This window comes from Pseudomonas marginalis, from assembly GCF_900105325.1.
GTDB lineage: Bacteria > Pseudomonadota > Gammaproteobacteria > Pseudomonadales > Pseudomonadaceae > Aquipseudomonas > Aquipseudomonas marginalis.
Genome location: NZ_FNSU01000003.1, coordinates 4445563 through 4472104, shown reverse-complemented (window position 1 = coordinate 4472104; position 26542 = coordinate 4445563). Strand labels below are relative to the sequence as shown.

23 protein-coding genes are annotated in these 26542 nt (G+C 59.3%); 15 read left to right on the top strand and 8 right to left on the bottom strand.

Annotated elements, in window-relative coordinates:
- Positions 1-25: 25 nt before the first annotated feature.
- Entirely contained in the window at positions 26-1129 is a 1104-nt protein-coding gene (dprA, locus tag BLW22_RS30140; protein ID WP_065926820.1) for a DNA-processing protein DprA, read from the bottom strand.
- Between the two features lie 254 nt (positions 1130-1383).
- Here dprA and def point away from each other — a divergent pair, with 254 nt between their 5' ends.
- The 5 genes from def (at position 1384) to BLW22_RS30115 (ending at position 5946) form a co-directional block, all read left to right on the top strand.
- A complete protein-coding gene (gene def / locus BLW22_RS30135; RefSeq protein WP_005783383.1) occupies positions 1384-1890 on the top strand; it encodes a peptide deformylase in 507 nt (168 codons plus the stop codon).
- Between the two features lie 69 nt (positions 1891-1959).
- On the top strand, positions 1960-2913 hold the full coding sequence (gene fmt / locus BLW22_RS30130) for a methionyl-tRNA formyltransferase (RefSeq protein WP_065926819.1): 954 nt from the start codon (positions 1960-1962) through the stop codon (positions 2911-2913).
- Positions 2910-4220, top strand: coding sequence for a 16S rRNA (cytosine(967)-C(5))-methyltransferase RsmB (gene rsmB / locus BLW22_RS30125; protein WP_065946449.1), 1311 nt, complete (start codon positions 2910-2912; stop codon positions 4218-4220). The genes fmt and rsmB overlap by 4 nt, the downstream gene beginning before the upstream one ends.
- Positions 4221-4242: 22 nt before the next feature.
- The gene (trkA, locus tag BLW22_RS30120) at positions 4243-5616 is read left to right on the top strand and encodes a Trk system potassium transporter TrkA (protein ID WP_027608153.1); all 1374 of its coding nucleotides are present in this window, start codon (positions 4243-4245) and stop codon (positions 5614-5616) included.
- Positions 5617-5634: 18 nt separating this feature from the next.
- Positions 5635-5946 carry a tetratricopeptide repeat protein gene (locus tag BLW22_RS30115; protein ID WP_065926817.1) on the top strand — a complete coding sequence of 104 codons (312 nt, stop codon included), beginning with the start codon at positions 5635-5637 and terminating at the stop codon, positions 5944-5946.
- Positions 5947-6062: 116 nt separating this feature from the next.
- On the opposite strand, the gene BLW22_RS30110 is transcribed toward BLW22_RS30115, so the two are convergent.
- Together BLW22_RS30110 and BLW22_RS30105 are read right to left on the bottom strand one after the other, a co-directional pair.
- Positions 6063-6950 (bottom strand): lysophospholipid acyltransferase, encoded by an 888-nt coding sequence (locus BLW22_RS30110; protein WP_012721461.1) that lies wholly within the window; start codon positions 6948-6950, stop codon positions 6063-6065.
- Positions 6951-6990: 40 nt separating this feature from the next.
- The gene (locus BLW22_RS30105) at positions 6991-7548 is read right to left on the bottom strand and encodes a DNA-3-methyladenine glycosylase I (RefSeq protein WP_065926816.1); all 558 of its coding nucleotides are present in this window, start codon (positions 7546-7548) and stop codon (positions 6991-6993) included.
- An 81-nt stretch (positions 7549-7629) separates the two neighbouring features.
- Between BLW22_RS30105 and glyQ the strand changes: the two genes are divergently transcribed.
- The 4 genes from glyQ to BLW22_RS30085 all read left to right on the top strand — a co-directional run bounded on the left by glyQ (position 7630) and on the right by BLW22_RS30085 (position 12026).
- Positions 7630-8583 (top strand): glycine--tRNA ligase subunit alpha, encoded by a 954-nt coding sequence (glyQ, locus tag BLW22_RS30100; RefSeq protein WP_003187265.1) that lies wholly within the window; start codon positions 7630-7632, stop codon positions 8581-8583.
- Positions 8580-10634, top strand: coding sequence for a glycine--tRNA ligase subunit beta (glyS, locus tag BLW22_RS30095; protein WP_074848083.1), 2055 nt, complete (start codon positions 8580-8582; stop codon positions 10632-10634). The genes glyQ and glyS overlap by 4 nt, the downstream gene beginning before the upstream one ends.
- 2 nt (positions 10635-10636) lie before the next feature.
- Positions 10637-11173: a D-glycero-beta-D-manno-heptose 1,7-bisphosphate 7-phosphatase gene (gene gmhB / locus BLW22_RS30090; RefSeq protein WP_162494271.1), complete on the top strand. Its 537-nt coding sequence runs from the start codon at positions 10637-10639 to the stop codon at positions 11171-11173.
- An 82-nt stretch (positions 11174-11255) separates the two neighbouring features.
- Positions 11256-12026 carry a lysophospholipid acyltransferase family protein gene (locus tag BLW22_RS30085; protein WP_065926814.1) on the top strand — a complete coding sequence of 257 codons (771 nt, stop codon included), beginning with the start codon at positions 11256-11258 and terminating at the stop codon, positions 12024-12026.
- A 179-nt stretch (positions 12027-12205) separates the two neighbouring features.
- Here BLW22_RS30085 and BLW22_RS30080 read toward each other — a convergent pair whose 3' ends face one another.
- The gene (locus BLW22_RS30080) at positions 12206-14488 is read right to left on the bottom strand and encodes a CHASE2 domain-containing protein (RefSeq protein WP_074848081.1); all 2283 of its coding nucleotides are present in this window, start codon (positions 14486-14488) and stop codon (positions 12206-12208) included.
- 448 nt (positions 14489-14936) lie between these two features.
- Here BLW22_RS30080 and BLW22_RS30075 point away from each other — a divergent pair, with 448 nt between their 5' ends.
- Complete coding sequence (locus BLW22_RS30075) at positions 14937-15662, top strand: response regulator transcription factor (protein WP_027608161.1); 726 nt, start codon at positions 14937-14939, stop codon at positions 15660-15662.
- A 106-nt stretch (positions 15663-15768) separates the two neighbouring features.
- Here BLW22_RS30075 and gyrB read toward each other — a convergent pair whose 3' ends face one another.
- The 4 genes from gyrB to dnaA are packed head-to-tail and all read right to left on the bottom strand — an operon-like array spanning position 15769 to position 21977.
- The gene (gene gyrB / locus BLW22_RS30070; RefSeq protein WP_065926811.1) at positions 15769-18186 is read right to left on the bottom strand and encodes a DNA topoisomerase (ATP-hydrolyzing) subunit B; all 2418 of its coding nucleotides are present in this window, start codon (positions 18184-18186) and stop codon (positions 15769-15771) included.
- A 4-nt stretch (positions 18187-18190) separates the two neighbouring features.
- Positions 18191-19294: a DNA replication/repair protein RecF gene (recF, locus tag BLW22_RS30065; RefSeq protein WP_027608164.1), complete on the bottom strand. Its 1104-nt coding sequence runs from the start codon at positions 19292-19294 to the stop codon at positions 18191-18193.
- A gap of 20 nt (positions 19295-19314) precedes the next feature.
- Positions 19315-20418, bottom strand: a complete 1104-nt coding sequence (gene dnaN / locus BLW22_RS30060; protein WP_065926810.1) for a DNA polymerase III subunit beta — start codon at positions 20416-20418, stop codon at positions 19315-19317.
- A 38-nt stretch (positions 20419-20456) separates the two neighbouring features.
- Positions 20457-21977, bottom strand: a complete 1521-nt coding sequence (dnaA, locus tag BLW22_RS30055; protein ID WP_065926809.1) for a chromosomal replication initiator protein DnaA — start codon at positions 21975-21977, stop codon at positions 20457-20459.
- 585 nt (positions 21978-22562) lie between these two features.
- Here dnaA and rpmH point away from each other — a divergent pair.
- The 5 genes from rpmH (at position 22563) to mnmE (ending at position 26512) form a co-directional block, all read left to right on the top strand.
- Positions 22563-22697 carry a 50S ribosomal protein L34 gene (gene rpmH / locus BLW22_RS30050; protein WP_003213577.1) on the top strand — a complete coding sequence of 45 codons (135 nt, stop codon included), beginning with the start codon at positions 22563-22565 and terminating at the stop codon, positions 22695-22697.
- Between the two features lie 16 nt (positions 22698-22713).
- Complete coding sequence (rnpA, locus tag BLW22_RS30045; protein WP_053128141.1) at positions 22714-23118, top strand: ribonuclease P protein component; 405 nt, start codon at positions 22714-22716, stop codon at positions 23116-23118.
- Positions 23111-23356, top strand: a complete 246-nt coding sequence (gene yidD / locus BLW22_RS30040; RefSeq protein ID WP_010207715.1) for a membrane protein insertion efficiency factor YidD — start codon at positions 23111-23113, stop codon at positions 23354-23356. Before rnpA ends, yidD begins: the two co-directional genes overlap by 8 nt.
- A gap of 2 nt (positions 23357-23358) precedes the next feature.
- Positions 23359-25062, top strand: a complete 1704-nt coding sequence (yidC, locus tag BLW22_RS30035; RefSeq protein WP_065926808.1) for a membrane protein insertase YidC — start codon at positions 23359-23361, stop codon at positions 25060-25062.
- A gap of 79 nt (positions 25063-25141) precedes the next feature.
- Positions 25142-26512: a tRNA uridine-5-carboxymethylaminomethyl(34) synthesis GTPase MnmE gene (gene mnmE / locus BLW22_RS30030; protein ID WP_074848076.1), complete on the top strand. Its 1371-nt coding sequence runs from the start codon at positions 25142-25144 to the stop codon at positions 26510-26512.
- Positions 26513-26542 lie beyond the last annotated feature (30 nt).

The window sequence follows — 26542 nt, the reverse complement described above, 5'->3', positions numbered from 1 at the left end:
AAACCTAGTTCCAAAAAGCTGGCCGCTACAAAAGCTGGCCACGCGCAAGCCAGCGCCCGCTTTCGCAGATCACCAGGCCTTCAAGTTCCAACTCCGTGAGGGTCGCCAACACCTGGGCCAACGGCCGCCCACTGACCAGCGCCAGGGCTTCGCTGGTATGGGGCGCCGCGTGCAACAGCGCCACCAACGGATGTATCACAGGCATCGGCGCCGGGCGCGACAATGCCTGCCAACCACGCAAGCCTTCGAGGATGTGTTCAATGGTTTCCACCAGCATCGCACCATCACGGATCAACTGGTGACACCCCTTGGCCCCGGGATGATGGATGGAGCCCGGGATTGCATACACCTCGCGCCCTTGCTCGGCCGCGAGCTTGGCAGTGATCAGCGAGCCGCTGGCCATGCTGGCCTCCACCACCAGCACGCCCAGGGACAGGCCGCTGATGATGCGGTTGCGCCGGGGGAAGTTACCGGCCTGGGGCGCGGCGTCCAGCGGAAACTCGGAAACCACTGCGCTGCCTTGGGCAATCATCGCCGCCGCAAGCCGTCGATGGCGCTGTGGATAAAGATTTTCCAGGCCCGTGCCGAGTACGCCGATTGTATGCCCCCCCACATCCAAAGCGGCTTGATGGGCCGCACCGTCGATACCCAGCGCAAGGCCACTGGTGATGACAAAACCGGCGCTCGCCAGGCTGCGGGAAAATGCAGCGGCCGTGTCCATGCCGGGGCGGGATGCACGGCGGCTGCCGACCATCGCCAGTTGCGGTTTTTCCAGGATCCCGGGGTCGCCGGCGACAAATAAAAGCGGCGGGGCGTCATCTATCTGGGCGAGCAGTGCCGGGTACTCAGGTTGGTCCCACATCAGCAAATGCTGGTCCGGACGTTCCAACCAGGCCAACGCCTGACTGGCACCGTCGCGGATCTCATGGCTACGGCGGGCATCGGCGCTGATGGGTGACAACCCCAAGGAGCGCCACGCGCTGGCCGGGGCGCCGATGGCCTTTGAAGCGCTGCCGAACGCTTCGATCAACAACCGAAAGCGCTTCGGGCCTACCTCCGGCAGCCTGTGCAGGCGTAGGCGGGCTTCCAGTTCTGAAGGGGAAATTTCATTGCAGTTTTTCGAAAGCATCTGATCATCCTTGACCGGAACAAGCTGTGGATAACTCTGTTGGTAACTTATTTAGCAGGCTATTTATTACGGTCGAGGGGCAGTCTCGAAACGGGGGGATAAGTAGCGATTTCCTCATGGGGTGAATCTCCTTTATTATGTGCGTTCGCGTGAAATGCCAGGGCCTTCGCGGCTTTCGGGCGTTTCACACCGGCCGTATGGGTCCATTCCCACCGCCGATTTGCCTTTACCTCACATGTGCAGCAATTACGCTTATGGCTATTTTGAACATCCTCGAATTCCCCGACTCGCGCCTGCGCACAATCGCCAAGCCGGTGGCCGTAGTGGACGACAAGGTTCGTCAGCTGGTCGATGACATGTTTGAAACAATGTATGAAGCGCCTGGTATCGGCCTCGCCGCCACCCAGGTCAACGTGCATCTGCGCGTCGTGGTCATGGACCTGTCGGAAGATCGCAGCGAACCACGGGTGTATATCAACCCCGAGTTCGAACCGTTGACCGACGAGATGGGCGAATACCAGGAAGGCTGCCTCTCGGTACCGGAGTTCTACGAGAACGTCGAGCGCCCGCTGCGCGTGAAGATCAAGGCCCTCGACCGCGATGGCAAGCCGTTCGAACTGATTGCCGAAGGCCTGCTGGCCGTGTGCATCCAGCACGAATGCGACCACCTCAACGGCAAGCTGTTTGTCGATTACCTGTCCACGCTCAAACGCGACCGGATCAAGAAGAAGCTGGAAAAAAAGCATCGCCAGCAAGCTTGATGCCCTCCTTCCAAAGGCTTGCTGCGGCAAGCCTTTTTCTTTTGTGACTGCTTTTAACCGAGACCTCCCATGACCGAGCCATTGCGCATTGTTTTTGCCGGCACGCCTGAATTTGCCGCCGAACACCTCAAGGCCCTGCTTGCCAGCCCTTATGACATCGTCGCGGTGTACACCCAGCCGGATCGCCCGGCCGGTCGCGGGCAAAAACTGATGCCAAGCCCGGTCAAGCAGTTGGCGCTTGAGCACAACATCCCCGTGCTGCAACCGCCGACCCTGCGCAACGCCGAGGCCCAGGCTGAACTGGCGGCGCTGCAACCGGACTTGCTGGTGGTGGTGGCCTACGGTTTGATCCTGCCCCAGGTCGTGCTGGATATTCCACGCCTGGGCTGTATCAACAGCCACGCCTCACTGCTGCCACGCTGGCGCGGTGCGGCGCCGATCCAACGTGCCGTGGAGGCAGGCGACAGCGAAAGCGGCGTGACGGTGATGCGCATGGAGGCGGGTTTGGACACCGGCCCGATGCTGCTCAAAGTCACCACCCCGATCACGGCCGCAGACACCGGTGGCAGCCTGCACGACCGCCTCGCCGAGATGGGCCCGCCCGCCGTGATCCAGGCCATTGCCGGTCTCGCCGCTGGCACCCTGCAAGGTGAGGTGCAGGACGACAGCCTGGCCACCTACGCCCACAAGCTGAACAAAGACGAAGCCCGCATCGACTGGAGCCGCCCGGCTGTGGAGCTGGAACGCCTGGTGCGTGCCTTCAACCCGTGGCCGATCTGCCACAGCACCCTCAATGGCGAGGCCTTGAAAGTGTTGGCCGCGACCTTGGCCGACAGCAAAGGCACACCCGGTGAAATCATCGGTGCCAGCAAGGAGGGGCTGCTGGTCGCTTGCGGCGAACAGGCGCTGTGCCTGACCCGTCTGCAATTGCCCGGTGGCAAGGCGCTTAATTTCAGCGATTTGTACAACAGTCGCCGTGAGAAATTTTCCCTGGGCACGATCCTCGGGGTGGCAACCCAATGAACCCACGTCTGGCCGCCGCCAAGGCCCTGGCCGCCGTACTCAACGGCAAGGCTTCGCTGAACAGTTCGCTGCCCACGCAGTTGGACAAGGTCGAAGACCGCGATCGTGGTTTCACCCAGGACCTGGCCTTCGGCACCGCCCGCTGGCAACCACGGTTGTCGGCGCTGGCAGCCAAGCTGCTGCAAAAACCGTTCAAGGCGGCCGATGCTGATGTCGAGGCGCTGCTGCTGGTCGGTCTCTATCAGCTGCTCTACACCCGCGTGCCGGCCCACGCCGCCATCGGTGAAACCGTCGGTTGCGCCGACAAGCTGAAAAAAACCTGGGCCAAGGCCCTGCTCAACGCGGTACTGCGCCGCGCCCAGCGCGAAAGCGAAGCGCTGCTGGCCGAGTTGGAACATGACCCGGTGGTGCGCACCGCTCACCCGCGCTGGCTGCAAAAATCCCTGAAGGCCTTCTGGCCCGAGCAATGGGAAGCCATTTGCGCGGCCAACAACGCGCACCCACCGATGATCCTGCGGGTCAACCGCCGCCATCACCGCCGTGATGCGTATCTGCACTTGCTGACGAGCGCAGGTATTAACGCTACGCCCTGCGTGTACAGCAGCGACGGCATTGTGCTGGAAGCGGCCACCGACGTGCGCAGCCTGCCGGGCTTCGCCGAAGGCTGGATCAGTGTGCAGGACGAAGCCGCGCAACTGGCCGCCGACCTGCTCGACCTGGCTCCCGGTCAGCGTGTACTGGACGCCTGCTGTGCTCCAGGCGGTAAGACGTGTCACATCCTCGAAGTTGAAAAGGACCTGGCCGGTGTAGTGGCGGTCGATCTGGAAGCCAAGCGTCTGGTGCGTGTACGGGAGAATCTCGCACGCCTGGGCCTCAGCGCCGAGCTGATCGCTGCCGACGGCCGCGACACCGCCACCTGGTGGGACGGCAAACCGTTCCAACGCATCCTGCTTGACGCGCCGTGTTCCGCCACCGGTGTGATCCGCCGTCACCCGGACATCAAGCTCACCCGCCAACCCGACGACATCACCGCCCTGGCGGTGCTGCAAGGCGAACTGCTCGACGCACTGTGGCCGACCCTCGAAGTCGGCGGCATCCTGCTTTACGCCACCTGCTCCACCTTGCCCACCGAAAACACCGAGGTGATCGAAGCCTTTCTCGCCCGCACCAGCGGCGCGCGGGAACTGGACCTCGCCACGGCAGCTGGTATCAAACAGCCCCATGGCCGCCAGTTACTCGCACAGGAAGGCGGGCATGATGGTTTCTACTACGCCAAACTGATCAAGATCGCCGCCGCGCGCGGCTGAACGGGTTTAAGGGAGTGACCGGATGAAAATCATCATCCTTGGAGCAGGGCAGGTTGGCGGCACACTGGCCGAACATTTGGCCAGTGAAGCCAATGACATCACCGTGGTCGACACCGATGCCGAGCGCCTGCGCAACCTGGGCGACCGCCTGGATATCCGCACCGTACAAGGCCGGGCGTCGTTTCCCACCGTGCTGCGTCAGGCGGGTGCCGACGACGCCGACATGCTGGTCGCGGTCACCAACAGCGACGAGACCAATATGGTCGCCTGCCAGGTCGCCCACACCCTGTTCCACACCCCGACCAAGATCGCCCGGGTGCGTGAAGCCGCCTACCTGACCCGCGCCGGCCTGTTCGATAACGACGCCATCCCCGTGGACGTTCTGATCAGCCCGGAACAGGTCGTCACCCACTACATCAAGCGCCTGATCGAAATCCCGGGCGCCTTGCAGGTGATCGACTTCGCCGGCGGCAAGGCGCAACTGGTGGCGGTGAAGGCCTACTACGGTGGACCGCTGGTGGGTCAGCAATTGCGTCAACTGCGTGAACACATGCCGAATGTGGAAACCCGCGTAGCCGCGATTTTCCGACGTGACCGGCCGATCCTGCCCCAGGGCGATACGGTGATCGAGGCCGATGACGAAGTATTCTTCATCGCTGCCAAAGCGAATATTCGTGCCGTCATGAGTGAAATGCGTCGGCTCGATGAGAGCTACAAACGCATCGTCATCGCCGGCGGCGGGCAGATTGGCGAGCGCCTGGCCGAAGCGATCGAGAGTCGCTACCAGGTGAAAATCATCGAGATGAGCCCGGCACGCTGCCGGCATTTGTCCGACACCCTGGACAGCACGGTCGTACTGCAAGGCAGTGCCTCGGACCGCGACCTGCTGATGGAAGAAAACATCGCCGACGCGGATATCTTCCTGGCCCTGACCAACGATGACGAGGCCAACATCATGTCGTCCTTGCTGGCCAAGCGGCTGGGGGCCAAGAAGGTCATGACCATCATCAACAACCCGGCCTATGTCGACCTGATCCAGGGCGGCGATATCGACATCGCCATCAGCCCGCAACTGGCCACCATCGGCACCTTGCTTGCCCACGTGCGCCGGGGCGATATCGTCAGCGTGCACTCCCTGCGCCGGGGGGCGGCGGAGGCCATCGAGGCGATTGCCCACGGTGATTCGAAGTCGAGCAAAGTGATCGGCAAGGCCATCCGCGATATAGGCCTGCCGCCGGGCACCACCATTGGCGCAATCATTCGTGATGAGGAAGTGATCATCGCCCACGACGATACGGTGATCGCCACGGGTGACCACGTGATCCTGTTCCTGGTGGATAAAAAACATATCCGCGATGTGGAGAAGCTGTTCCACGTGGGATTGAGCTTTTTCTGATCAACGGGAGTGACCGACATGCTCGAATCCCTGGAAAAAATGCTCGCCAAGGGTGTGGATAATTCCCTGCTGCGCTTTGGGCTGGGCAAGGGTTATCTGGACCTGAAGGACAATGCCAAGGCGGCGGAGCATTTGCACAAATGCGTCGAGTTCGATCCGAAGTATTCGGCGGCGTGGAAGTTGTTGGGCAAGGCGCAGCTGGGGCAGGGTGATAACGCCGCGGCGCGACAGGCGTGGGAGAAGGGCATCGAAGCGGCCCAGGCCCATGGCGACAAGCAGGCCGAGAAAGAAATGACGGTGTTCCTGAAGAAACTCGACCGCCAAAGCTAAGCAGATCGAAAATGTGGGAGGGGGCTTGCTCCCGATAGCAGTGTGTCAGCCAATGCATAGTTGACTGAACCACCGCTATCGGGGCAAGCCCCCTCCCACATTTAGTCAGCAGTGGGTCAGTACCACCGCTCTTCACCCGGCGGGCGTTTCTTGAAGCGCTTCATGCTCCACATGTACTGGCTCGGGTAGGCGCCGACATAACGCTCCACCACTTTGCTCATCGCCGCGCAGGAGGTGGCGGTGTCGGTGCTGTACATGTCTTCCGGCGCCGCTTCCAGGATCACTTTGTAGCCCGAACCGTCCGGCAGCCGCAGCGCATGCAGGAACACCCCCACGGCCTTGTGGCCGGCGAGCATGTTCGGCACGAACTTGCTGGTGAGCGCCTGGGTGGCGAAGAACGGCACGAAGATCCCTGCGGACTCGGCCGGCTCCGGGTCGGCCGGAATACCCACCTGGCCGCCCTTGCGCACTTCCTTGATCACACTGAGGATGCCTTCCTTGGTGGACGCCGCCACGCGGTTACCCAGTTGTACGCGCTGCTTGCGCAGCAACTCGTCCACCGCCTTGAGCTTGGGCGGGCGGTAAAAAATGATCGGTTTGCACTGGCTGCAATAGAAGTGGTTCAACACCTCCCAGTTGCCCAGGTGGCTGGTGATGCCGACCACACCTTTGCCCGAGGCCAGGGCTTCGTGCAGCACCTCAAGGCCTTCGACTTCACGCACCAGGTCGATGGAGCGCTGGGCCGGCCAGATCCAGGCGCAGGCGCTTTCGGTAAGGGACTTGCCGATGTCCTTCAGGCTCTGGCCAACCAGGCGCTCGCGCGCGGCGGGGTCCATGTCCGGGAAGCATTTAGAGAGGTTGATCCGCACCGTGTCACGGGAGCGGTTAGGGGTTTTCCACATGATCCAGCCGATGGCCGTGCCGACCGCTTGAACCGCGCGCCAGGGCAATAGGGCAAACAACCGAAGAGCGCCTACCAGCAAGGCGCCTTTAAACTTTTCCACAGGTCACTCCTGATCGTGTGTGGTGCGCAAAGCCGCCATTCTAACCGGCGTTGGCCAAGTCCGCGTAACGGTCGCAGTCCTGGGTGTGGTCCATGACCATGCCCGAGGCCTGCATGAACGCGTAACAGATGGTCGGGCCGACAAAGGTGAAGCCGGCTTTCTTGAGTGCTTTGCTCATGGCTTCAGCCTCCGGCGTAATCGCAGGCACTTCGCTGCGGTCCTTGAAATGGTTGACCTTGGGCACGCCGCCGACAAACGACCAGAGCCACCCCACCGGATCTTCAAGCGCCAGCCAGGCTGCGGCGTTGCGCCGGGTGGCGTTGAGCTTGAGGCGGTTACGCACAATGCCAGGGTCAAGCATCAGCGCTTCGATCTCGGCATCGGTCAGCTGTGCCAGACGCCGGGCATCAAAACCAAACAAGACCTTTCGATAATGCTCGCGTTTGCGTAAAACGGTGATCCAGGACAGGCCCGCCTGGAACCCTTCGAGCAAAAGCAACTCGAACAAACCCTGCGCATCGCGCAGCGGCGTTCCCCACTCCTGATCGTGATAAGCCATGTACAGCGGATCTTCAGAACACCAAAAGCAGCGTGGCATAAGGCTCCAGGGGATGGTGGCGCGGCCGAATCGGGTATACTCCCGCTCTTTAAATCGCAGCCCAAGTAACAGGTGAATTTCGTGAGCCAGCCTACGCCAGCCGTGCGTACCTTCCAAGACTTGATCCTCGCCCTCCAGCAATACTGGGCCGAGCAAGGTTGTGTGGTACTTCAGCCCTACGATATGGAAGTAGGCGCCGGCACTTTCCACACCGCTACATTCCTGCGGGCCATCGGCCCGGAAACCTGGAACGCCGCTTATGTGCAGCCCAGTCGTCGCCCGACTGACGGCCGCTACGGCGAAAACCCGAACCGTCTGCAGCACTACTATCAGTTCCAGGTAGTCCTGAAGCCGAACCCGGACAACTTCCAGGAACTGTACCTGGGCTCGCTCAAGCACGTGGGCCTCGACCCGCTGGTGCACGACATCCGTTTCGTCGAAGACAACTGGGAGTCGCCCACCCTCGGCGCCTGGGGCCTGGGCTGGGAAGTCTGGCTCAATGGCATGGAAGTCACCCAGTTCACCTACTTCCAACAGGCCGGTGGCATCGAGTGCTACCCGGTGACCGGCGAGATCACCTACGGCCTCGAGCGCCTGGCCATGTACCTGCAGGGCGTGGATTCGGTCTACGACCTGGTGTGGGCTGACGGCCCGTTCGGCAAAGTGACCTATGGCGATGTGTTCCACCAGAACGAAGTGGAGCAATCGACCTACAACTTCGAACACGCCAACGTCGACAAGCTGTTCGAACTGTTCGACTTCTATGAAAGCGAAGCCAAGCGCCTGATCGAACTCGACCAGCCGCTGCCGTTGCCGAGCTATGAAATGGTGTTGAAGGCCTCCCATACCTTCAACCTGCTGGACGCCCGCCGTGCCATCTCGGTAACCGCGCGCCAGCAATACATCCTGCGTGTACGCACCCTGGCGCGTTCCGTCGCCCAAGCCTACCTGCTGGCTCGCGCCAAGCTGGGCTTCCCGATGGCCACCCCGGACCTGCGTGATGAAGTGTTGGCTAAGCTGGAGGCTGCACAATGAGTGCTCAAGATTTCCTGGTTGAACTGGGCACCGAAGAGCTGCCACCCAAGGCACTCAATACCCTGGCCGATGCGTTCCTGGCCGGTATCGAAAAAGGCCTGCAGAGCGCCGGCCTGAAGTTTGAAGCGAAGAAAGTCTACGCCGCGCCGCGCCGCCTGGCCGTGTTGCTGACCGCGCTGGAAACCCAGCAGCCGGACCGCAGCATCAACCTCGACGGCCCGCCACGCCAGGCGGCTTTCGACGCCGAAGGCAACCCGACCCAAGCCGCACTGGGCTTCGCCAAGAAGTGCGGTGTGGAGCTGAGCGAGATCGACCAGAGCGGTCCGAAACTGCGTTTCAGCCAGGTCATCACAGGCAAGCCCACCGCCAGCCTGTTGCCGACCATCGTCGAAGACTCCCTGAACGACCTGCCGATTCCCAAGCGCATGCGCTGGGGCGCGCGCAAGGAAGAGTTCGTACGCCCGACCCAGTGGCTGGTGATGCTGCTCGGTGACCAGGTCATCGATTGCACCATCCTCGCCCAGAAAGCTGGCCGTGATTCCCGTGGCCATCGCTTCCACCATCCACAAGCGGTGCGCATCACTTCGCCGGCTAACTATGCCGCCGATCTGCGTGCTGCCTACGTGCTGGCCGATGCCAACGAGCGTCGCGAGCTGATCAGCAAGCGCACCGAAGAACTCGCCCGCCTGCAGGAAGGCACCGCCATCGTGCCGCCAAGCCTGCTCGACGAAGTGACCGCGCTGGTTGAATGGCCGGTGCCGCTGGTGTGCTCGTTCGAAGAACGTTTCCTCGATGTGCCGCAGGAAGCGCTGATCACCACCATGCAGGACAACCAGAAGTATTTCTGCCTGCTGGACGTGGACGGCAAGTTGCTGCCGCGCTTTATCACCGTGGCCAACATCGAAAGCAAGGACCCGCAGCAGATCATCGCCGGTAACGAGAAAGTCGTGCGTCCGCGCCTGACTGACGCCGAGTTCTTCTTCAAGCAAGACAAGAAGCAGAAACTCGAAGACTTCAACCTGCGCCTGCAGAACGTGGTATTCCAGGAAAAACTCGGCAGCGTCTACGACAAGGCCGTGCGCGTTTCCAAGCTGGCGGCCTACATTGCCCCACGCATCGGCGGTGATGCCGCCTGGGCTGCGCGTGCGGGCTTGCTGTCCAAGTGCGACCTGGCCACCGAAATGGTCGGCGAGTTCCCGGAGATGCAGGGCGTTGCCGGTTACTACTACGCCCTCAACGATGGCGAGGCGGACGATGTCGCGCTGGCGCTGAACGAGCAGTACATGCCGCGCGGTGCCGGCGCCGAGCTGCCGACCACCCTGACCGGTGCGGCCGTGGCCATCGCCGACAAGCTGGATACCCTCGTCGGTATCTTCGGTATCGGCATGCTGCCTACCGGTAGCAAAGACCCGTATGCCCTGCGTCGCGCGGCCCTCGGCGTGCTGCGTATCCTGATCGACAAGAAGCTCGACCTCGACCTGACCCAGGCCGTGGTGTTCGCGGTCGGCCAGTTCGGTGGCAAGGTCAAGCAAGCCGGCCTGGCCGAGCAAGTGCTGGAGTTCGTGTTCGACCGCCTGCGTGCGCGTTATGAAGACGAAGGCGTGGACGTTTCCGTCTACCTGTCGGTACGTGCCCTGCAACCGGGTTCGGCACTGGACTTCGATCAGCGCGTACAAGCCGTACAGGCGTTCCGTAAGCTGCCGGAAGCCGACGCCCTGGCCGCTGTGAACAAGCGAGTGTCGAACCTGCTGGGCAAGGCCGAAGGCCTGGGCAACGCCGATGTCGACCCAGGCCTGTTTGCCGACGCCAAGGAGTTCTCGCTGAACTCAGCCATTGCCAAGGCAGAGAACGCGGTGAAGCCGCTGATCGCCGAACGCAATTACGCCGAAGCCCTGGCACGCCTGGCGACCTTGCGTGAGCCGGTGGATGCGTTCTTCGAAGCGGTGATGATCAATGCCGAAGATGCCGGCGTGCGGAAAAACCGCTACGCCATGCTGGCGCGTCTGCGTGGCCTGTTCGTCAACATCGCTGACATTTCGACGCTGAGCTGACCATGTTGAAACTGCTGATTCTCGATCGGGACGGGGTGATCAACTACGACTCCGACGCTTACATCAAGTCGGTGGCGGAATGGATTCCACTGCCCGGTTCGATCGAGGCCATCGCGCAGTTGAGCAAAGCCGGCTGGACGGTGGCCATCGCCACCAACCAGTCCGGCATCGCCCGCGGCTATTACGACATCGCCACCCTGGACGCCATGCACGCGCGCTTGCGCACCCTGGTGGCGGAGCAGGGCGGGGAAGTGGGGCTGGTGGTGTACTGCCCTCACGGGCCGGATGAGGGATGCGATTGCCGCAAACCCAAGCCTGGCATGTTGAAAATCATTGCAGAACATTACAAGGTGCCCTTGGCTGGGATATGGTTCGTCGGGGACAGCCTCGGTGACCTGGAGGCGGCCAAAGCCGTCGACTCTCAGCCAGTTTTGGTAAAGACCGGGAAAGGCGAAAAGACCCAGGCGAAAAACCTGCCGGTAGGCACCTTGATTTTTGACGATCTGGCGGCGGTTGCCGCAGAACTTATCAACAACTAGCCGCCCTCGACTTCCTGACCAAGGACTGTTCGGGAGTGCGCTTTTAACAGGCGGGCCATGTCCCGCAACGGTAAATGCCGCCATGTCGATTTTGCAGGCCATCAGAACCTTTTTCTTTTACCTGCTGCTGGGCACCAGTTCGTTTCTCTGGTGCACCCTGAGCTTTTTTATTGCGCCGTTCCTGCCGTTCAAGGCGCGCTATCGCTTTATCAACGTCTATTGGTGCCGCTGCGCGTTGTGGCTGACCAAGGTGTTCCTGAACATTCGCTTCGAGATCAAGGGCGCTGAAAACGTACCGGACCAGCCGTGTGTGATTCTGTCGAACCACCAGAGCACCTGGGAGACCTTCTTCCTCTCGGCTTACTTCTCGCCATTGAGCCAGGTGCTCAAGCGCGAGCTGTTGTACGTGCCGTTCTTCGGCTGGGCCATGGCCATGTTGCGCCCGATCGCCATCGACCGTGACAACCCCAAGGCGGCGCTCAAGCACGTCGCCAAGAAGGGCGATGAACTGCTCAAGGATGGCGTGTGGGTGCTGATCTTCCCGGAAGGTACGCGGGTACCCTTTGGGACAGTAGGCAAGTTCTCTCGCGGCGGTACCGCATTGGCAGTCAACGCCAACCTGCCGGTGCTGCCGATTGCGCATAACGCTGGCAAGTTCTGGCCGAAGGCGGGCTGGGCAAAACGCGCGGGCACCATCACTGTGGTGATAGGCGAGCCAATGTACGCAGAAGGGGAAGGCCCACGCGCCATTGCCGCGCTGAATGACCGTGCCCAGGCATGGAATGAAGCGCAGCAGCGGGCCATGGGTTCCCTGCCGCCGGAGCCGATTGTGGTGGAGACGCCGGTGGTATGAGCATCTGTGGATAACCTGTGTACGCTTTGTTGGCGAATTGGCTTTTTTGGGTCCTAATAAGTTGATTTAGTTAGATATTTCCAAATCCATCAAAACCGCAAAAAACGTGCATAAGTTTTTTCCGCATTAAAAAACCGGTCCTTGAGACCGGTTTTTTATGCACAGCACAAAGGTACGTTTTAGCCGTCGTCCAGCAAGGGCAGCTGCAGGCTGAAAGAGGTGCCTTTGCCCACGGTGCTTTCACACTCGATACGGCCCCCATGACGCTCCACCACCGCCTTGACCATGCTCAGTCCCAACCCCAGCCCTTCGCTGCCTTGGGCCGAGTCAAAGCGTTTGTACTGGCTGAACAGTTCAGGCAAATCCTCGGCGGCTATCCCTGGGCCCTGGTCGCTGATGCGGCATTCCAGCCAGCCTTGCGCGCTGCTGTGTCGCAGCCGGACAGTGGTACCGGACGGGGAATATTTGATCGCGTTCTCCAGCACATTGAACAATGCGCGGGTGAGCAGCGATTGATCGGCTGACACCATCCCTTCGTCGGCCTCGTCCAGATCGTGGACCAGGTGAATCCCCTTGAGCTGGGCGATCACGGCCACTTGATCAAACGCATCCATTACCAGCATGGCGAACAGCGTAGGCTCGAACTGGTAGCCATCGGCCTCAGCCCTCGCCAGTTGCACAAATGATTCGGTCAGGCTCAAGGCGCGGCGTACTTGTTGCTCTATCTGGGCAAATATCGGCGACTCACTGCCGTGCACATCCAACAGGGCGAGGATCGCCGAGTGGGGTGCACGCAAGTCGTGAGAGAGGAAACGCAGCATGGTTTCCCGATGCTGCTGGGCCTCGCGTTCCTTGCTCAGATCAGTAAGGCTCAACAGCCAGCCAAGCGCGACATCCCCTTCGGCCGGCAGCAAGGGGGCAAGTTCCATGCGCAGGCTGCGTTGATGGATATCACGAAACTCAACGAGTTCCAGTGTCGAGAGGGGGGGGCGTACGCCATTGTGCAGCGGTGGATAACCCAGGTCGGCCAGTTGCTCCAGAAGGTTATGGTTGATCAAGTCATTGCCGAACACTTCCCGGGCGATGCGGTTGGCCAACAGGACATTACCCTGGGTGTCTGTGATCAACGTCGCCACCGGCAGGCATTCCAATCCATCGGCCATAAACCGTCGGGTGTCCCGCGTACGACTGACGGCTTGCTCCAAGGCAAAGATACGGCCCTGCAATACGTCACCCTTATTGGCGGGTGCACGGCGGCGCTCGGGCAAGACTTTGGGTTCGTTATCCAGGCGCGTCAATTCCCAGCCGAAGTAGGCCAGGATCACGCTGAGACGCCGCCAGTTCCAGATCAGATAGCTGAGCAGCAAACCGATCAAGCAGGCCGCAGGCGACCACCAGTAGCCCAGGCGCAACAAGGCCGCTGAACCCACCAAGGCCATGCACATGCACCCCAGGGTCATCCACAGCGCATAGCGTGGGCGGTATAGCAGCAGGCCCAGCAACATCGCCACCAGGGACGTTGCGATCAGTGCGGCCAGCCAGCCGGGCAAGTCCACAATACTTCGATCTTGCAGCAAGCCATTGAGCACATTGGCCTGGATCTCCACACCCGCTGTGGTGCCGGCCATAGGAGAGAGCGGTGTGACAAAGCGATCGCCCATACCCGACGCTGTCGCCCCCACCAGAATCAGACGGCCCCGCAACCGCTCGGGAGGGACCTCACCACGTAATACGCTGACATAAGACACGCTCGGGAAATGGGTGTCGGCAGCAATAAACGGGATACGGACCGCATGCTCCCGGTGCCAATCCTGGGTGATCGATGGCAGAGGTTCCCCGGGCATCTCGGCCGATTGCCCGCTCATCGCGAAAGCCAGCCACGCTAACTGAAGCGCCGTGGCACCGGCTGGCCCCTCCCGCATATACAGCCTGCGGACCACGCCATCGCTATCCGCCTCCACATTGATATGCCCGACACCCTTGGCACATTTGAGCAGTGACAGCATTTGTGCCCCAGACTGGCTGTAGCTGGCCGAATCGTCACGAGCCAAGGGCAACAATACGTTGCCGGCGTTGCACACCGCGTCGGCCAGGCGCTTGTCATTGACCGGGTTACCGGGCTCGCTGAAGATCACATCAAACAGGATACCGGCCGGCTGCGCCGCGCTCAGGCGATCGATCAGGTCGGCGTGCACACTACGCGGCCAGGGCCACTGGCCGAGTTTCTTCAGGCTAGGGTCATCGATGGTCACCAGCAGGATGCGCGGATCCACCGGTAGAGGCGCCAGACGTCGAAGGCTGTCGTATAGCGGGTTGTTCAAGGCCAGGCCAGGACTCATCGAGAGGTAGGCAGTGATTGGCAACAGCAGCAAACCGATCCATAACCACTCACGTACCAGACCGTGGAACAGGCGCTGGGCATGGGTGGGTTGGCGTTTTTCGGCCTTTCCCCAGAGCGTCATGGATCAACGCGCCTGAGTTGTTGGCGTGCGATAGAAGATGGCATAGACCCCCGATTCCTCCTCAGTCGTTGCACGGCGTAAGCCGACACACGTTCGTGATAGAACGACGCGTTGAGCCCAGTGAAGCTCATTTTCGACGCGGTGGAAAAAAATTCCTGCTGGATGTTCATAACGGCGGGAATTCCAAAGGGCATCCACTATCGGGGCGCAGGAGTTTACGACAGCGCACGCGTCGGCTGATCCTTTTCCTTAACGCCTGGAGCCGGTATCTTTCCCACATAGGTATGGAGAGCTTTCAATGGCGTATTCGCTTATTGATCCCAGCGTACCGAGAGATCCAAGGGGTCGACGAACCTGAGCACAATTCTTCAGATTCATTGACCGGCATCTGCGCAGTACGTGCCCTTCAATACGACTGCCGTACTCTTCGAGAAGAAAGGACCCACCCATGCGTGTCGCAATACTGGATGACGAACCCGCTGAATTGCGACGGGTGGAACAGACACTGCGACAAATCCCCAGCACCGCCGAACAACCCTGGACACTGCATTGCTTCGAGCGCGGCGAAGACCTGCTGCGTCAGTTGCGTCGGGAGACCTTCGACCTGCTGATACTCGACTGGCAACTGCCCGACATCACCGGTATTGCCTTACTGCGCTGGACCCGTGAACACATGGAGTCGCCACCGGCAGTCATCATGCTCACCAGCCGTGATGCCGAAAGCGATATCGTCAGCGCATTGAACAGCGGGGCCGACGACTACGTCAGCAAACCCTTTCGTCCTAACGAACTGAAGGCACGAGTGACAGCCGTTCTACGTCGGCATGGCCTGCAGAGATCGGCAACCCCTGAAGTGCAGAGTTTCAACGACCTGACCTTCGACGATGCAGAGTTGACCGTCACACGCGCAGGCAAACCGATCAACCTTACCGAGCGCGAATACCGCCTGGCGAGCTGCTTGTTCGCCAATCTGGCTCGGCCGCTGTCGCGTGAGTATCTTTATGAGCGGTTCTGGACCCATGAAGAAATGGTGTCCTCGCGGCCGCTGGATACGCATATCTACCGGCTACGCAACAAGCTCGGGCTTACCGCTGATAGAGGTTGGCAGTTGTTGACGATCTATGGGTATGGGTATCGATTGGAGAGTGTGGCGGCGGCTTCTTCTCATGGATAAAAAACACGATGTTCCACGTGGAGCATTTTGCGGAAGATGATTTCCACGCAATAAAAAAGGCCAACGTTATGCGTTGGCCTTTTTTATTTTGCGCGTCGTACCTGGATCAGAAATCCAGGTTAGACACTGCCAGGGCATTGCTCTCGATGAAGTCACGGCGAGGTTCGACCGCATCACCCATCAGGGTGTTGAAGATCTGGTCTGCGCCAATGGCGTCCTCGATGGTTACGCGCAGCATACGGCGCTGGGCTGGGTCCATGGTGGTTTCCCACAGTTGATCCGGGTTCATTTCGCCCAGACCTTTGTATCGTTGGATCGTATGGCGCTTGGTGCTTTCCGCCATCAACCAGTCCAGGGCTTCCTTGAACTCCTTGACCGCTTTCTTACGCTCGCCACGCTGAATATAAGCACCATCGTCCAGCAGGGTGCTCAGTTGCGCGCCGAGGGTCACAACGGTCTTGTAGTCGTTGCTGCCGAAGAAGTCGCGGTTGAAGGTGACGTAGTTCGACAGGCCGTGGGAGATCAATTCGACCTCTGGCAGCCAAACGTTACGTTCACGGTCTTCACGCAGGCTGGCTTTGTACACCAGGCCGGATTTTTCGACAGTACGCAGGCGTACTTCATATTGGGCCAGCCATTCCTGCATGTGTGCGTGGTCGCCCAACTGCTCCAGGCTTACAGACGGCAGGTAGATGAAGTGCTCGGTTAATTCCTGTGGGTACAGGCGCGACAGGCGCTTGAGTGTCTTCATCACCATACGGAAGTCGTTAACCAGACGCTCCAGCGCCTCACCGGAGATCCCCGGGGCTTCGTCGTTCAAGTGCAGGCTGGCATCTTCCAGGGCCGACTGCGTCATGTACTCTTCCATGGCGTCGTCGTCTTTGATGTACTGTTCTTGCTTGCCTTTCTTCACTTTGTACAACGGCGGCTGGGCGATGTAGATGTAGCCACGCTCGATCAGCTCCGGCAACTGACGGAAGAAGAATGTCAGCAGCAGGGTACGGATGTGCGAACCGTCGACGTCAGCATCGGTCATGATGATGATGTTGTGATAGCGCAGCTTGTCGATGTTGTACTCGTCTCGGCCAATACCGCAGCCCAGTGCCGTGATCAAGGTGCCGACTTCCTGGGAGGAAATCATCTTGTCGAAACGAGCCTTCTCCACGTTGAGGATCTTACCCTTCAACGGCAGGATGGCCTGGGTGCGACGGTTACGACCCTGCTTGGCGGAACCGCCAGCAGAGTCACCTTCCACCAGGTACAGTTCGGAGAGGGCAGGGTCCTTCTCCTGGCAGTCAGCCAGTTTGCCTGGCAAGCCGGCAATATCCAGCGCACCTTTACGGCGGGTCATCTCACGGGCTTTACGCGCCGCTTCACGGGCACGCGCGGCATCGATCATCTTGCCGACAACCAGCTTGGCTTCGTTCGGGTTTTCCAGCAGGAAGTCGGAGAAGTACTTACCCATCTCTTGTTCAACCGCAGTTTTCACTTCGGAAGACACCAGCTTGTCTTTGGTCTGGGAGCTGAACTTAGGGTCCGGCACTTTCACCGAGATGATTGCGGTCAGGCCTTCACGGGCATCGTCACCGGTGGTGGCGACCTTATGCTTCTTCGCCAGGCCTTCGGCTTCGATATAGGTGTTCAGGTTACGTGTCAGCGCCGAACGGAAACCCACCAAGTGAGTACCACCGTCACGCTGTGGAATGTTGTTGGTGAAGCACAACAGGTTCTCGTTGAAGCTGTCGTTCCATTGCAGGGCGATTTCAACGCCGATGCCGTCTTCACGCTGGATGTTGAAGTGGAACACCTGGTTGACCGCAGTCTTGTTGGTGTTCAGGTATTCAACGAACGCACGCAAGCCGCCTTCGTATTTGAACAGCTCTTCCTTGCCGCTGCGCTCATCCTTGAGGACGATGCCGACACCGGAGTTGAGGAAGGACAATTCACGAATCCGCTTGGCCAGGATGTCCCAGCTGAAGTGGATGTTCTTGAAGGTATCAGCCGATGGCTTGAAATGGATCTGGGTACCGGTGCTTTCACTGTCACCAACGATTTTCATCGGCTCCTGTGGCACACCGTGGACGTAGGTCTGCTCCCAGATCTTGCCACTGCGGCGAACGGTCAGGATCAGCTCTTCGGAAAGAGCGTTCACCACCGACACACCCACACCGTGCAGACCACCGGAGACTTTATAGGAGTTGTCGTCGAACTTACCGCCGGCGTGGAGCACGGTCATGATGACCTCTGCCGCCGAAACACCTTCTTCTTTGTGCACATCTACCGGGATGCCGCGACCGTTGTCGCGCACAGTAATGGATTCGTCCGGATGGATGATGATGCTGATGTCGTCGCAGTGACCGGCCAAAGCTTCGTCGATGGAGTTGTCGACCACCTCGAACACCATGTGGTGCAGACCGCTACCGTCATCAGTGTCGCCAATGTACATACCGGGACGTTTGCGTACGGCATCCAAACCTTTCAGCACTTTAATGCTGGTCGAGTCGTACGTGTTTTCTTCGCTCATGCCTTCACTCCCGATGGTCGTGGGTCTGGGTGATACGGCCTTGTTCCACGTGGAACAAAGCGACTGGCGTTTCCGTCTGCCAGCCTTCCCTCAATAATTCGTGGTCTACACAGGTGATAAACACCTGGCAGCGTAAGTCTTCCAACAAGCGGCATAACGCACGGCGGTGTTGCTCGTCGAGTTCAGACGGCAAGTCATCCACCAGATAAATACACTGACCACGTCGGGCTTGGCTAACCAGATGCCCCTGGGCGATCCGCAGTGCACACACCACCAACTTCTGCTGGCCGCGGGACAAGATATCCGCAGCATTATGTGCGCCTAATCTAAGACGCAAATCTGCCCGTTGGGGTCCGGCCTGGGTATGGCCAATTTGCTGATCCCGCTGCAGGGACGTCGCGAGCACTGCACTCAGCTCACGGTCTTTGTCCCAGCCACGGTAGTAACTCAGCGTCAGCCCCTCGAGATCCAACAACTCACTCAAGGTCTGCTCAAAGACTGGTTTCAAGGCTTTGATATAGGCGCGGCGGTATTCATCTATTTCATCGCTGGCCAGGCACAGTTCCCGGTCCCAGGCCGCTTGCGAAGCGGCGTCAAGTGTACCATGCCGCAGCCATGAGTTCCGCTGCCGCAGGGCCTTCTGCAGGCGCTGCCACGTGGCCATGAATCGCGGTTCCACGTGGAACACTCCCCAGTCGAGAAACTGCCTGCGGATCTTTGGCGCGCCTTCCAACAAGCGGAAGCTGTCAGGATTGATCAGTTGCAACGGCAGGATCTCTGCCAGTTGCGCAGCACTGCGAGCGTTTTGCCCGTCGATGCGAATCTGGAACTCACCGCCGCGATCACGAGAAATCCCCAGGCTGCTGTGCCCACCTTCTGCCAGTTCGACTTGGCCAAATACCGTGCAGGCCAGTTGTTCGTACTGAATCACCGGCAACAAGCGGGCACTGCGAAAGGAACGGGCAAGCCCTAGCAAGTGGATGGCTTCCAGCACGCTGGTTTTGCCACTGCCGTTGGCGCCGTGGAGGATATTGATGCGGGGGGAGGGGGAGAAGGTCACCGGGTGCAAATTGCGCACCGCGGTGACCGAGACGCGACTAAGGGACATCTAGCTTCTGCTGGGCATGATTACAGGCGCATCGGCATAACGACGTAAGCCGAGTCGTCATTATCGGATTCCTGCACCAGGGCGCTGCTGTTGGAGTCGGACAGGATGAGGCGAACCTGTTCGGTGGTCATCACACCCAGCACGTCCAGCAAGTAGCTCACGTTGAAGCCGATTTCCAAAGTGCCGCCGTTGTAATCGACGCCCACTTCCTCTTCCGCTTCTTCCTGCTCCGGGTTATTGGCCTGGATTTTCAACTGACCGTTGGCCAGTTGCAGACGAATGCCCCGGTACTTCTCGTTGGACAGGATCGCAGTACGGCTGAACGCTTCACGCAGGGCCTGGCGATCACCGATCACCAGCTTGTCGCCGCCTTTAGGCAGAACGCGCTCGTAATCCGGGAACTTGCCGTCGACCAGCTTGGAGGTGAAGGTGAACTCGCCGGTGGTCGCGCGGATATGGTGCTGACCCAGCACGATGCTGACATTGCCATCCGGCTCGGTGAGCAGGCGCGCCAGTTCGAGAATACCCTTACGCGGCACGATCACCTGGTGACGGTCAGGTTGACCGATATCGGCGCGCATCGAGCACATCGCCAGACGGTGACCGTCAGTGGCCACGGCGCGAATGATGCCTTCCGACACCTCCAGCAGCATGCCGTTGAGGTAGTAACGTACGTCCTGCTGGGCCATGGCGAAGCTGGTGCGCTCAATCAGACGGCGCAGTTTGCTTTGCTCCAGGCTGCAGGTCAGTGAGCCTGGGCCCTCTTCCACAGTCGGGAAATCATTGGCCGGCAAAGTAGACAGCGTGAAACGACTGCGACCCGCCTTGACCACCAACTTCTGCTCATCAACCTTGATGTCGATCAGCGCGTCGTTCGGCAGGCTTTTGCAGATGTCCATCAGCTTGCGCGCGGGTACTGTAATCTCGCCAGGTTCAGCGGGTTCTTCCAGTTGCACGCGACCGACCAGCTCGACTTCCAGGTCGGTACCGGTCAGGGACAATTGCTGGCCTTCGACCACCAGCAATACGTTGGAGAGCACCGGCAAGGTCTGTCGGCGCTCGACGACGCCTGCGACCAGTTGCAGGGGTTTCAACAGGGCTTCGCGTTGAATGGTGAAATGCATGGTCTAGTCCCTTGCCTTAATAAGCTGCGCTGGTGTCATCAAGTAGTCAGTGTACGCAGCAGGTTCTTGTAGTCCTCGCGAATATCCGCGTCGGATTCCTTAAGTTCGTTGATCTTGCGGCACGCGTGCAAGACCGTGGTGTGGTCGCGGCCGCCAAACACGTCTCCGATTTCCGGCAGGCTATGGTTGGTCAACTCCTTGGAGAGTGCCATGGCCACCTGACGAGGACGAGCCACCGAGCGCGAACGGCGCTTGGACAGCAAGTCGGAAATCTTGATCTTGTAGTACTCGGCCACCGTGCGCTGGATGTTATCCACACTCACCAGTTTGTCCTGCAATGCCAGCAAGTCTTTCAGGGATTCGCGAATCAGCTCGATGGTGATGTCCCGGCCCATGAAGTGAGAGTGCGCGATGACACGCTTGAGCGCACCTTCCAGCTCACGCACGTTGGAACGGATGCGTTGGGCGATGAAAAACGCGGCGTCGTGGGGCAGATCGACTTTCGCCTGATCGGCCTTTTTCATCAGGATCGCTACGCGGGTTTCCAGCTCCGGCGGCTCTACCGCAACGGTAAGGCCCCAACCAAAGCGCGACTTCAAGCGTTCTTCCAGGCCTTCGATTTCCTTCGGGTAACGGTCACTGGTCAGGATGACCTGTTGGCCGCCTTCGAGCAGGGCGTTGAAGGTGTGGAAAAACTCTTCCTGGGAACGCTCCTTGCGCGCGAAGAATTGAATGTCATCGATCAGCAATGCATCAACGGAGCGGTAGAACCGCTTGAACTCGTTGATCGCATTGAGCTGCAGGGCCTTGACCATATCTGCCACGAAACGCTCCGAGTGCAGGTACACAACCTTGGCATTCGGGTTCTTCTTTAATAGGTGGTTACCCACAGCGTGCATCAAGTGGGTCTTACCCAAGCCAACGCCGCCATAAAGGAAGAGCGGGTTGTAACCATGCTTGGGGTTATCGGCGACCTGCCAGGCGGCCGCGCGGGCCAGCTGGTTGGATTTACCTTCGACGAAGTTCTCAAAGGTGAACGTGCGGTTCAGGTAGCTGGTGTGCTTGAGCGCACCTTCGACCTGCACCGTGCGCTGCTCGGCGCGGACCGGAGCCTGCTGGGAACTGGCACCCGCCATCGGATCGAAGCTGTCGCGGGACGGCTCTTCATTGATAGGCGCGTTGTTCTGCGACGAGGATTTCGAAGGCGTCTGGGCAACCGGCGCTGGCGAGTTATTAACAGGCGCCACAGGGGCTTGAGCCTGCGAGGCACTGGCTGCGAGCGGAGCATTCGGTGCAGCACGAGGTGCCGAGCTGCGTTTGCTGCCTATTAATAAGGAGAGCACGGGCGCAAGGCCATTGCCGTGTTCATCGAGCAATTCGAGAACGCGGCTCAGGTACTTCTCGTTGACCCAGTCGAGAACAAAACGATTGGGCGCATAGATACGCAACTCGTCGCCTTCGGCTTCGACCTGTAGCGGGCGGATCCAGGTGTTGAATTGCTGGGCAGGCAGCTCATCGCGCAAAAGCTCCACGCACTGCTGCCAAAGTTCCACTGACACGGATATCCCCTAAGTTGAAAGCCGGTGAGGCAAAAACAGCCGCCATTGTAGCGGCCAGCAGCCCACTTATCCACATGTAGGTTGCTCACAGGCCAGCCAAAATCAATGCCTTAACTGCAAAAAATGCGACAGATGGTCTGTGCATAAGCTCTGTGGATAAGCGGGCCTGAGCTCGTTGTAAAAGTGGGGTCGAAAGTCTGTGGGTAACTGACCTGTGGATAACATGCCATTCCACACACAGCTTATCCGACAGCGCAGCACAGGCAGAGCACCGCTTCTCCCCCATGTTGTCATTCTCTGTACAGCACGTGGAATATGGCCTTAAGGCAGTTATCCACAGAGGATGGCCTGCCTAGCTTTTATAAGCTTTACAGAAAAGCTTTAAATAACTTCCTTCTTTATTTTTATATCTATGGCATTGCTCATGGAAGCAGAACGGAAAGAAAAGGTCTGGAGGCCCGTAAAGATCTAATTGAAGGAAAAGCTGGTTGGAAATTGACCTAGAGGCTTGCTTTCTCTAGAATCGCCGGTCTCTTAAAACGGGGGCCATTCCGGCCCGTTGTGGACGAACCAGGTAACAACGCCATGAAACGTACTTTCCAACCAAGCACCATCAAACGCGCCCGTACCCACGGCTTCCGTGCTCGCATGGCTACCAAGAACGGCCGTGCTGTCCTGTCGCGTCGCCGCGCCAAAGGTCGTGCGCGTCTGGCAGTTTGATAATCCGGTACTGGTGGTGAGTCAGGACTTCAGTCGGGAAAAGCGTCTGCTAACTCCCCGGCACTTCAAGGCAGTCTTTGACTCCCCCACCGGCAAGGTTCCGGGGAAAAATCTCCTGCTCCTTGCGCGTAACAACGATCTTGATCACCCCCGTCTCGGGTTGGTGATCGGCAAGAAGAGCGTAAAGCTCTCCGTTGAGCGCAATCGCCTCAAGCGTCTGATGCGCGAATCGTTTCGCCTCCACCAGGACACTCTGGTTGGTTGGGATATTGTTATCGTCGCGCGCAAAGGCTTGGGGGATGTAGAAAACCCCGAATTGATTCAGCATTTCGGCAAGCTCTGGAAACGTCTGGCGCGTACCAACAAACCAGCACCAGCAGTCAGCACCGAAACTGTAGGGGTAGACAGCACCGATGCGTAAACTGGCACTCGTTCCGATCCAGTTTTATCGCTATGCCATTAGTCCTCTGATGGCCAGCCACTGTCGTTTCTACCCCAGTTGTTCCTGCTACGCGTTAGAGGCCATAGAAAATCATGGTCTTCTGCGCGGTGGCTGGCTGACCTTTCGTCGTTTAGGTCGCTGTCATCCGTGGAATCCCGGTGGTTATGACCCGGTTCCACCTATCCCTACCTCCCGTTCTTCTTCGATGGCCGAGTAATCATGGATATTAAACGCACGATCCTGATCGTCGCCCTGGCAATCGTGTCCTACGTCATGGTCCTTAAGTGGAACCAGGACTATGGCCAGGCTGCCCTGCCGACTCAGAATGTTGCTGCCAATGCTGTTCCAGCGGGGCTTCCCGATACAGTAAGTGGCACCAATACTGCCGCCAGTGATGACATTCCACGGGCAGCGGGCGAAACAAAAGCACCTGCCGAAGTTGCAGTTGCCGCAAGCACCGACCTCATCCAGATCAAGACGGATGTGTTGGACCTGGCTATCGACCCGCAAGGTGGCGATGTTGCCAAGCTGACACTTCCGCTGTATCCGCGTCGTCAGGATCACCCGGAAATCCCATTCCAGTTGTTCGATAACGGTGGCGAACGTGTTTACCAGGCACAAAGTGGCCTGATCGGTACCAACGGCCCTGATGCGAGTGCAACCGGTCGTCCGATTTTCTCTGCGGAGAAGAAGAGCTATCAACTGGCAGATGGCCAAGACCAACTGGTCGTGGACTTGAAGTTCAGCAAGGACGGCGTCAACTACATCAAGCGCTTCACACTCAAGCGCGGCCTGTACGACATCGTTGTCACCTATTTGATCGACAACCAGAGCGCCCAGCCTTGGACCGGCGCAATGTTTGCGCAGCTCAAGCGTGACGCCAGTTCCGATCCATCGTCCAGCACTGCGACGGGTACCGCGACTTACCTGGGCGCTGCCCTGTGGACAAGTTCGGAGCCGTACAAAAAAGTATCCATGAAAGACATGGATAAAGTGGCCGAAGACAAAACCAAGGCGCCGATCACCTATAACGTGAACGGTGGCTGGGTAGCCTGGCTGCAACACTACTTTGTGACCGCGTGGATTCCTCAGCCCGGCCAGAACAATGCAGTACTGGCGCGCAAGGACAGCAAAGGCAACTACATCATCGGCTACACCGGCCCGGCGTTGACCGTGGCTCCAGGTGCCAAGGCTGAAACCAGCGCTACCCTGTACGCCGGCCCGAAAAGCCAGGCGGTGCTGAAAGAGTTGTCCCCAGGTCTGGAACTGACTGTGGACTACGGCATCCTGTGGTTCATTGCCCAGCCGATCTTCTGGCTGCTGCAACATATCCACAGCATCGTCGGTAACTGGGGCTGGTCGATCATCTTCCTGACCATGCTGATCAAGGGGATCTTCTTCCCACTGTCGGCCGCCAGCTACAAGTCGATGGCGCGTATGCGTGCCGTGGCGCCTAAACTGGCCGCGCTGAAAGAACAACATGGCGATGACCGGCAGAAAATGTCGCAGGCCATGATGGAGCTGTACAAGAAAGAGAAGATCAACCCGCTGGGTGGATGCTTGCCGATTCTGGTACAGATGCCGGTATTCCTGTCGCTGTACTGGGTACTCCTGGAAAGCGTGGAAATGCGCCAGGCACCGTTCATGCTGTGGATAACTGACCTGTCGATCAAAGACCCGTTCTTTATCCTGCCGATCATCATGGGCGCGACCATGTTTATCCAGCAGCGCCTGAACCCGACGCCGCCGGATCCGATGCAGGCCAAGGTGATGAAAATGATGCCAATCATCTTCACCTTCTTCTTCCTGTGGTTCCCGGCTGGCCTGGTTCTGTACTGGGTGGTCAACAACGTGTTGTCGATCTCTCAACAGTGGTACATCACACGTAAAATCGAAGCGGCTACCAAAAAAGCCGAGGCGTAATTTACTCTGTGGATAACCACTCAAGACGCCCCCTAGTGGGGCGTTTTGCTTTCCGTCACTTTTATTCTGGAACCTGCTGATGAGCGCTCCTCGTGAAACCATCGCTGCTGTCGCTACCGCTCAGGGTCGCGGCGGTGTCGGTATCGTTCGTATTTCCGGACCGCTCGCCGGGATTGCCGCGAAGGCCATCAGCGGGCGTGAGTTGAAGCCGCGCTATGCCCATTACGGCCCCTTCCTCGGCTCTGGTGAGGAAGTATTGGACGAAGGCCTGGCCCTGTATTTCCCGGGACCTAACTCCTTCACGGGTGAAGACGTACTGGAATTGCAGGGGCACGGCGGCCCGGTCGTTCTGGATATGTTGCTGCAACGCTGCCTGCAGTTGGGTTGCCGCCTGGCTCGCCCAGGTGAGTTCAGTGAGCGGGCATTCCTCAACGACAAGCTCGACCTGGCACAGGCCGAGGCGATTGCCGATTTGATCGAGGCCAGTTCTGCGCAAGCTGCACGCAATGCGCTGCGCTCTCTGCAGGGCGCTTTTTCCCTGCGTGTGCATAACTTGACCGAACAGTTGATCAGCCTGCGCATCTACGTCGAGGCGGCGATTGATTTTCCTGAAGAGGAAATCGACTTCCTTGCCGATGGCCATGTATTGGCGATGCTGGATAAGGTCCGTGATGAGTTATCCACAGTCCTGCGGGAAGCCGGGCAAGGCGCGTTGCTGCGAGACGGGATGACCGTCGTGATCGCTGGGCGTCCCAATGCCGGCAAATCCAGCCTGCTCAATGCGCTGGCGGGGCGTGAAGCAGCCATTGTCACCGAGATCGCCGGCACCACCCGGGATATCCTGCGCGAACATATCCACATCGATGGCATGCCGTTGCACGTCGTCGACACCGCCGGTTTACGCGATACCGATGACCAGGTTGAAAAGATCGGCGTGGAACGCGCGCTCAAAGCCATCGGCGAAGCGGACCGGGTACTGCTGGTGGTGGACGCCACCGCGCCGGAGGCTGTGGATCCTTTTGCATTGTGGCCGGAATTCCTCGAGCAACGGCCGGACCCGGCCAAAGTCACCTTGATTCGTAACAAAGCCGACCTGACGGGTGAAGCCATTGCGATGGAAACCAGCGCTGATGGCCACGTCACTATCAGCCTGAGCGCCAAGTCTGCGGGGGAGGGCCTGGAATTGCTGCGTGAGCATCTCAAGGCCTGCATGGGTTACGAGCAGACGTCGGAAAGCAGCTTCAGTGCGCGCCGCAGGCACCTGGAGGCGCTGCGCCATGCAAGCGCGGCATTGGAGCACGGCCGGGCGCAGTTGACCTTGGCGGGGGCGGGGGAGCTGCTGGCTGAGGATCTTCGCCAGGCGCAGCAGCTGTTGGGAGAAATCACCGGCGCATTCAGCTCCGATGATTTGTTGGGACGGATCTTCTCCAGCTTCTGTATCGGCAAGTAGCAGCAGGCTTGCCAGCGATAGCGGCCTGAA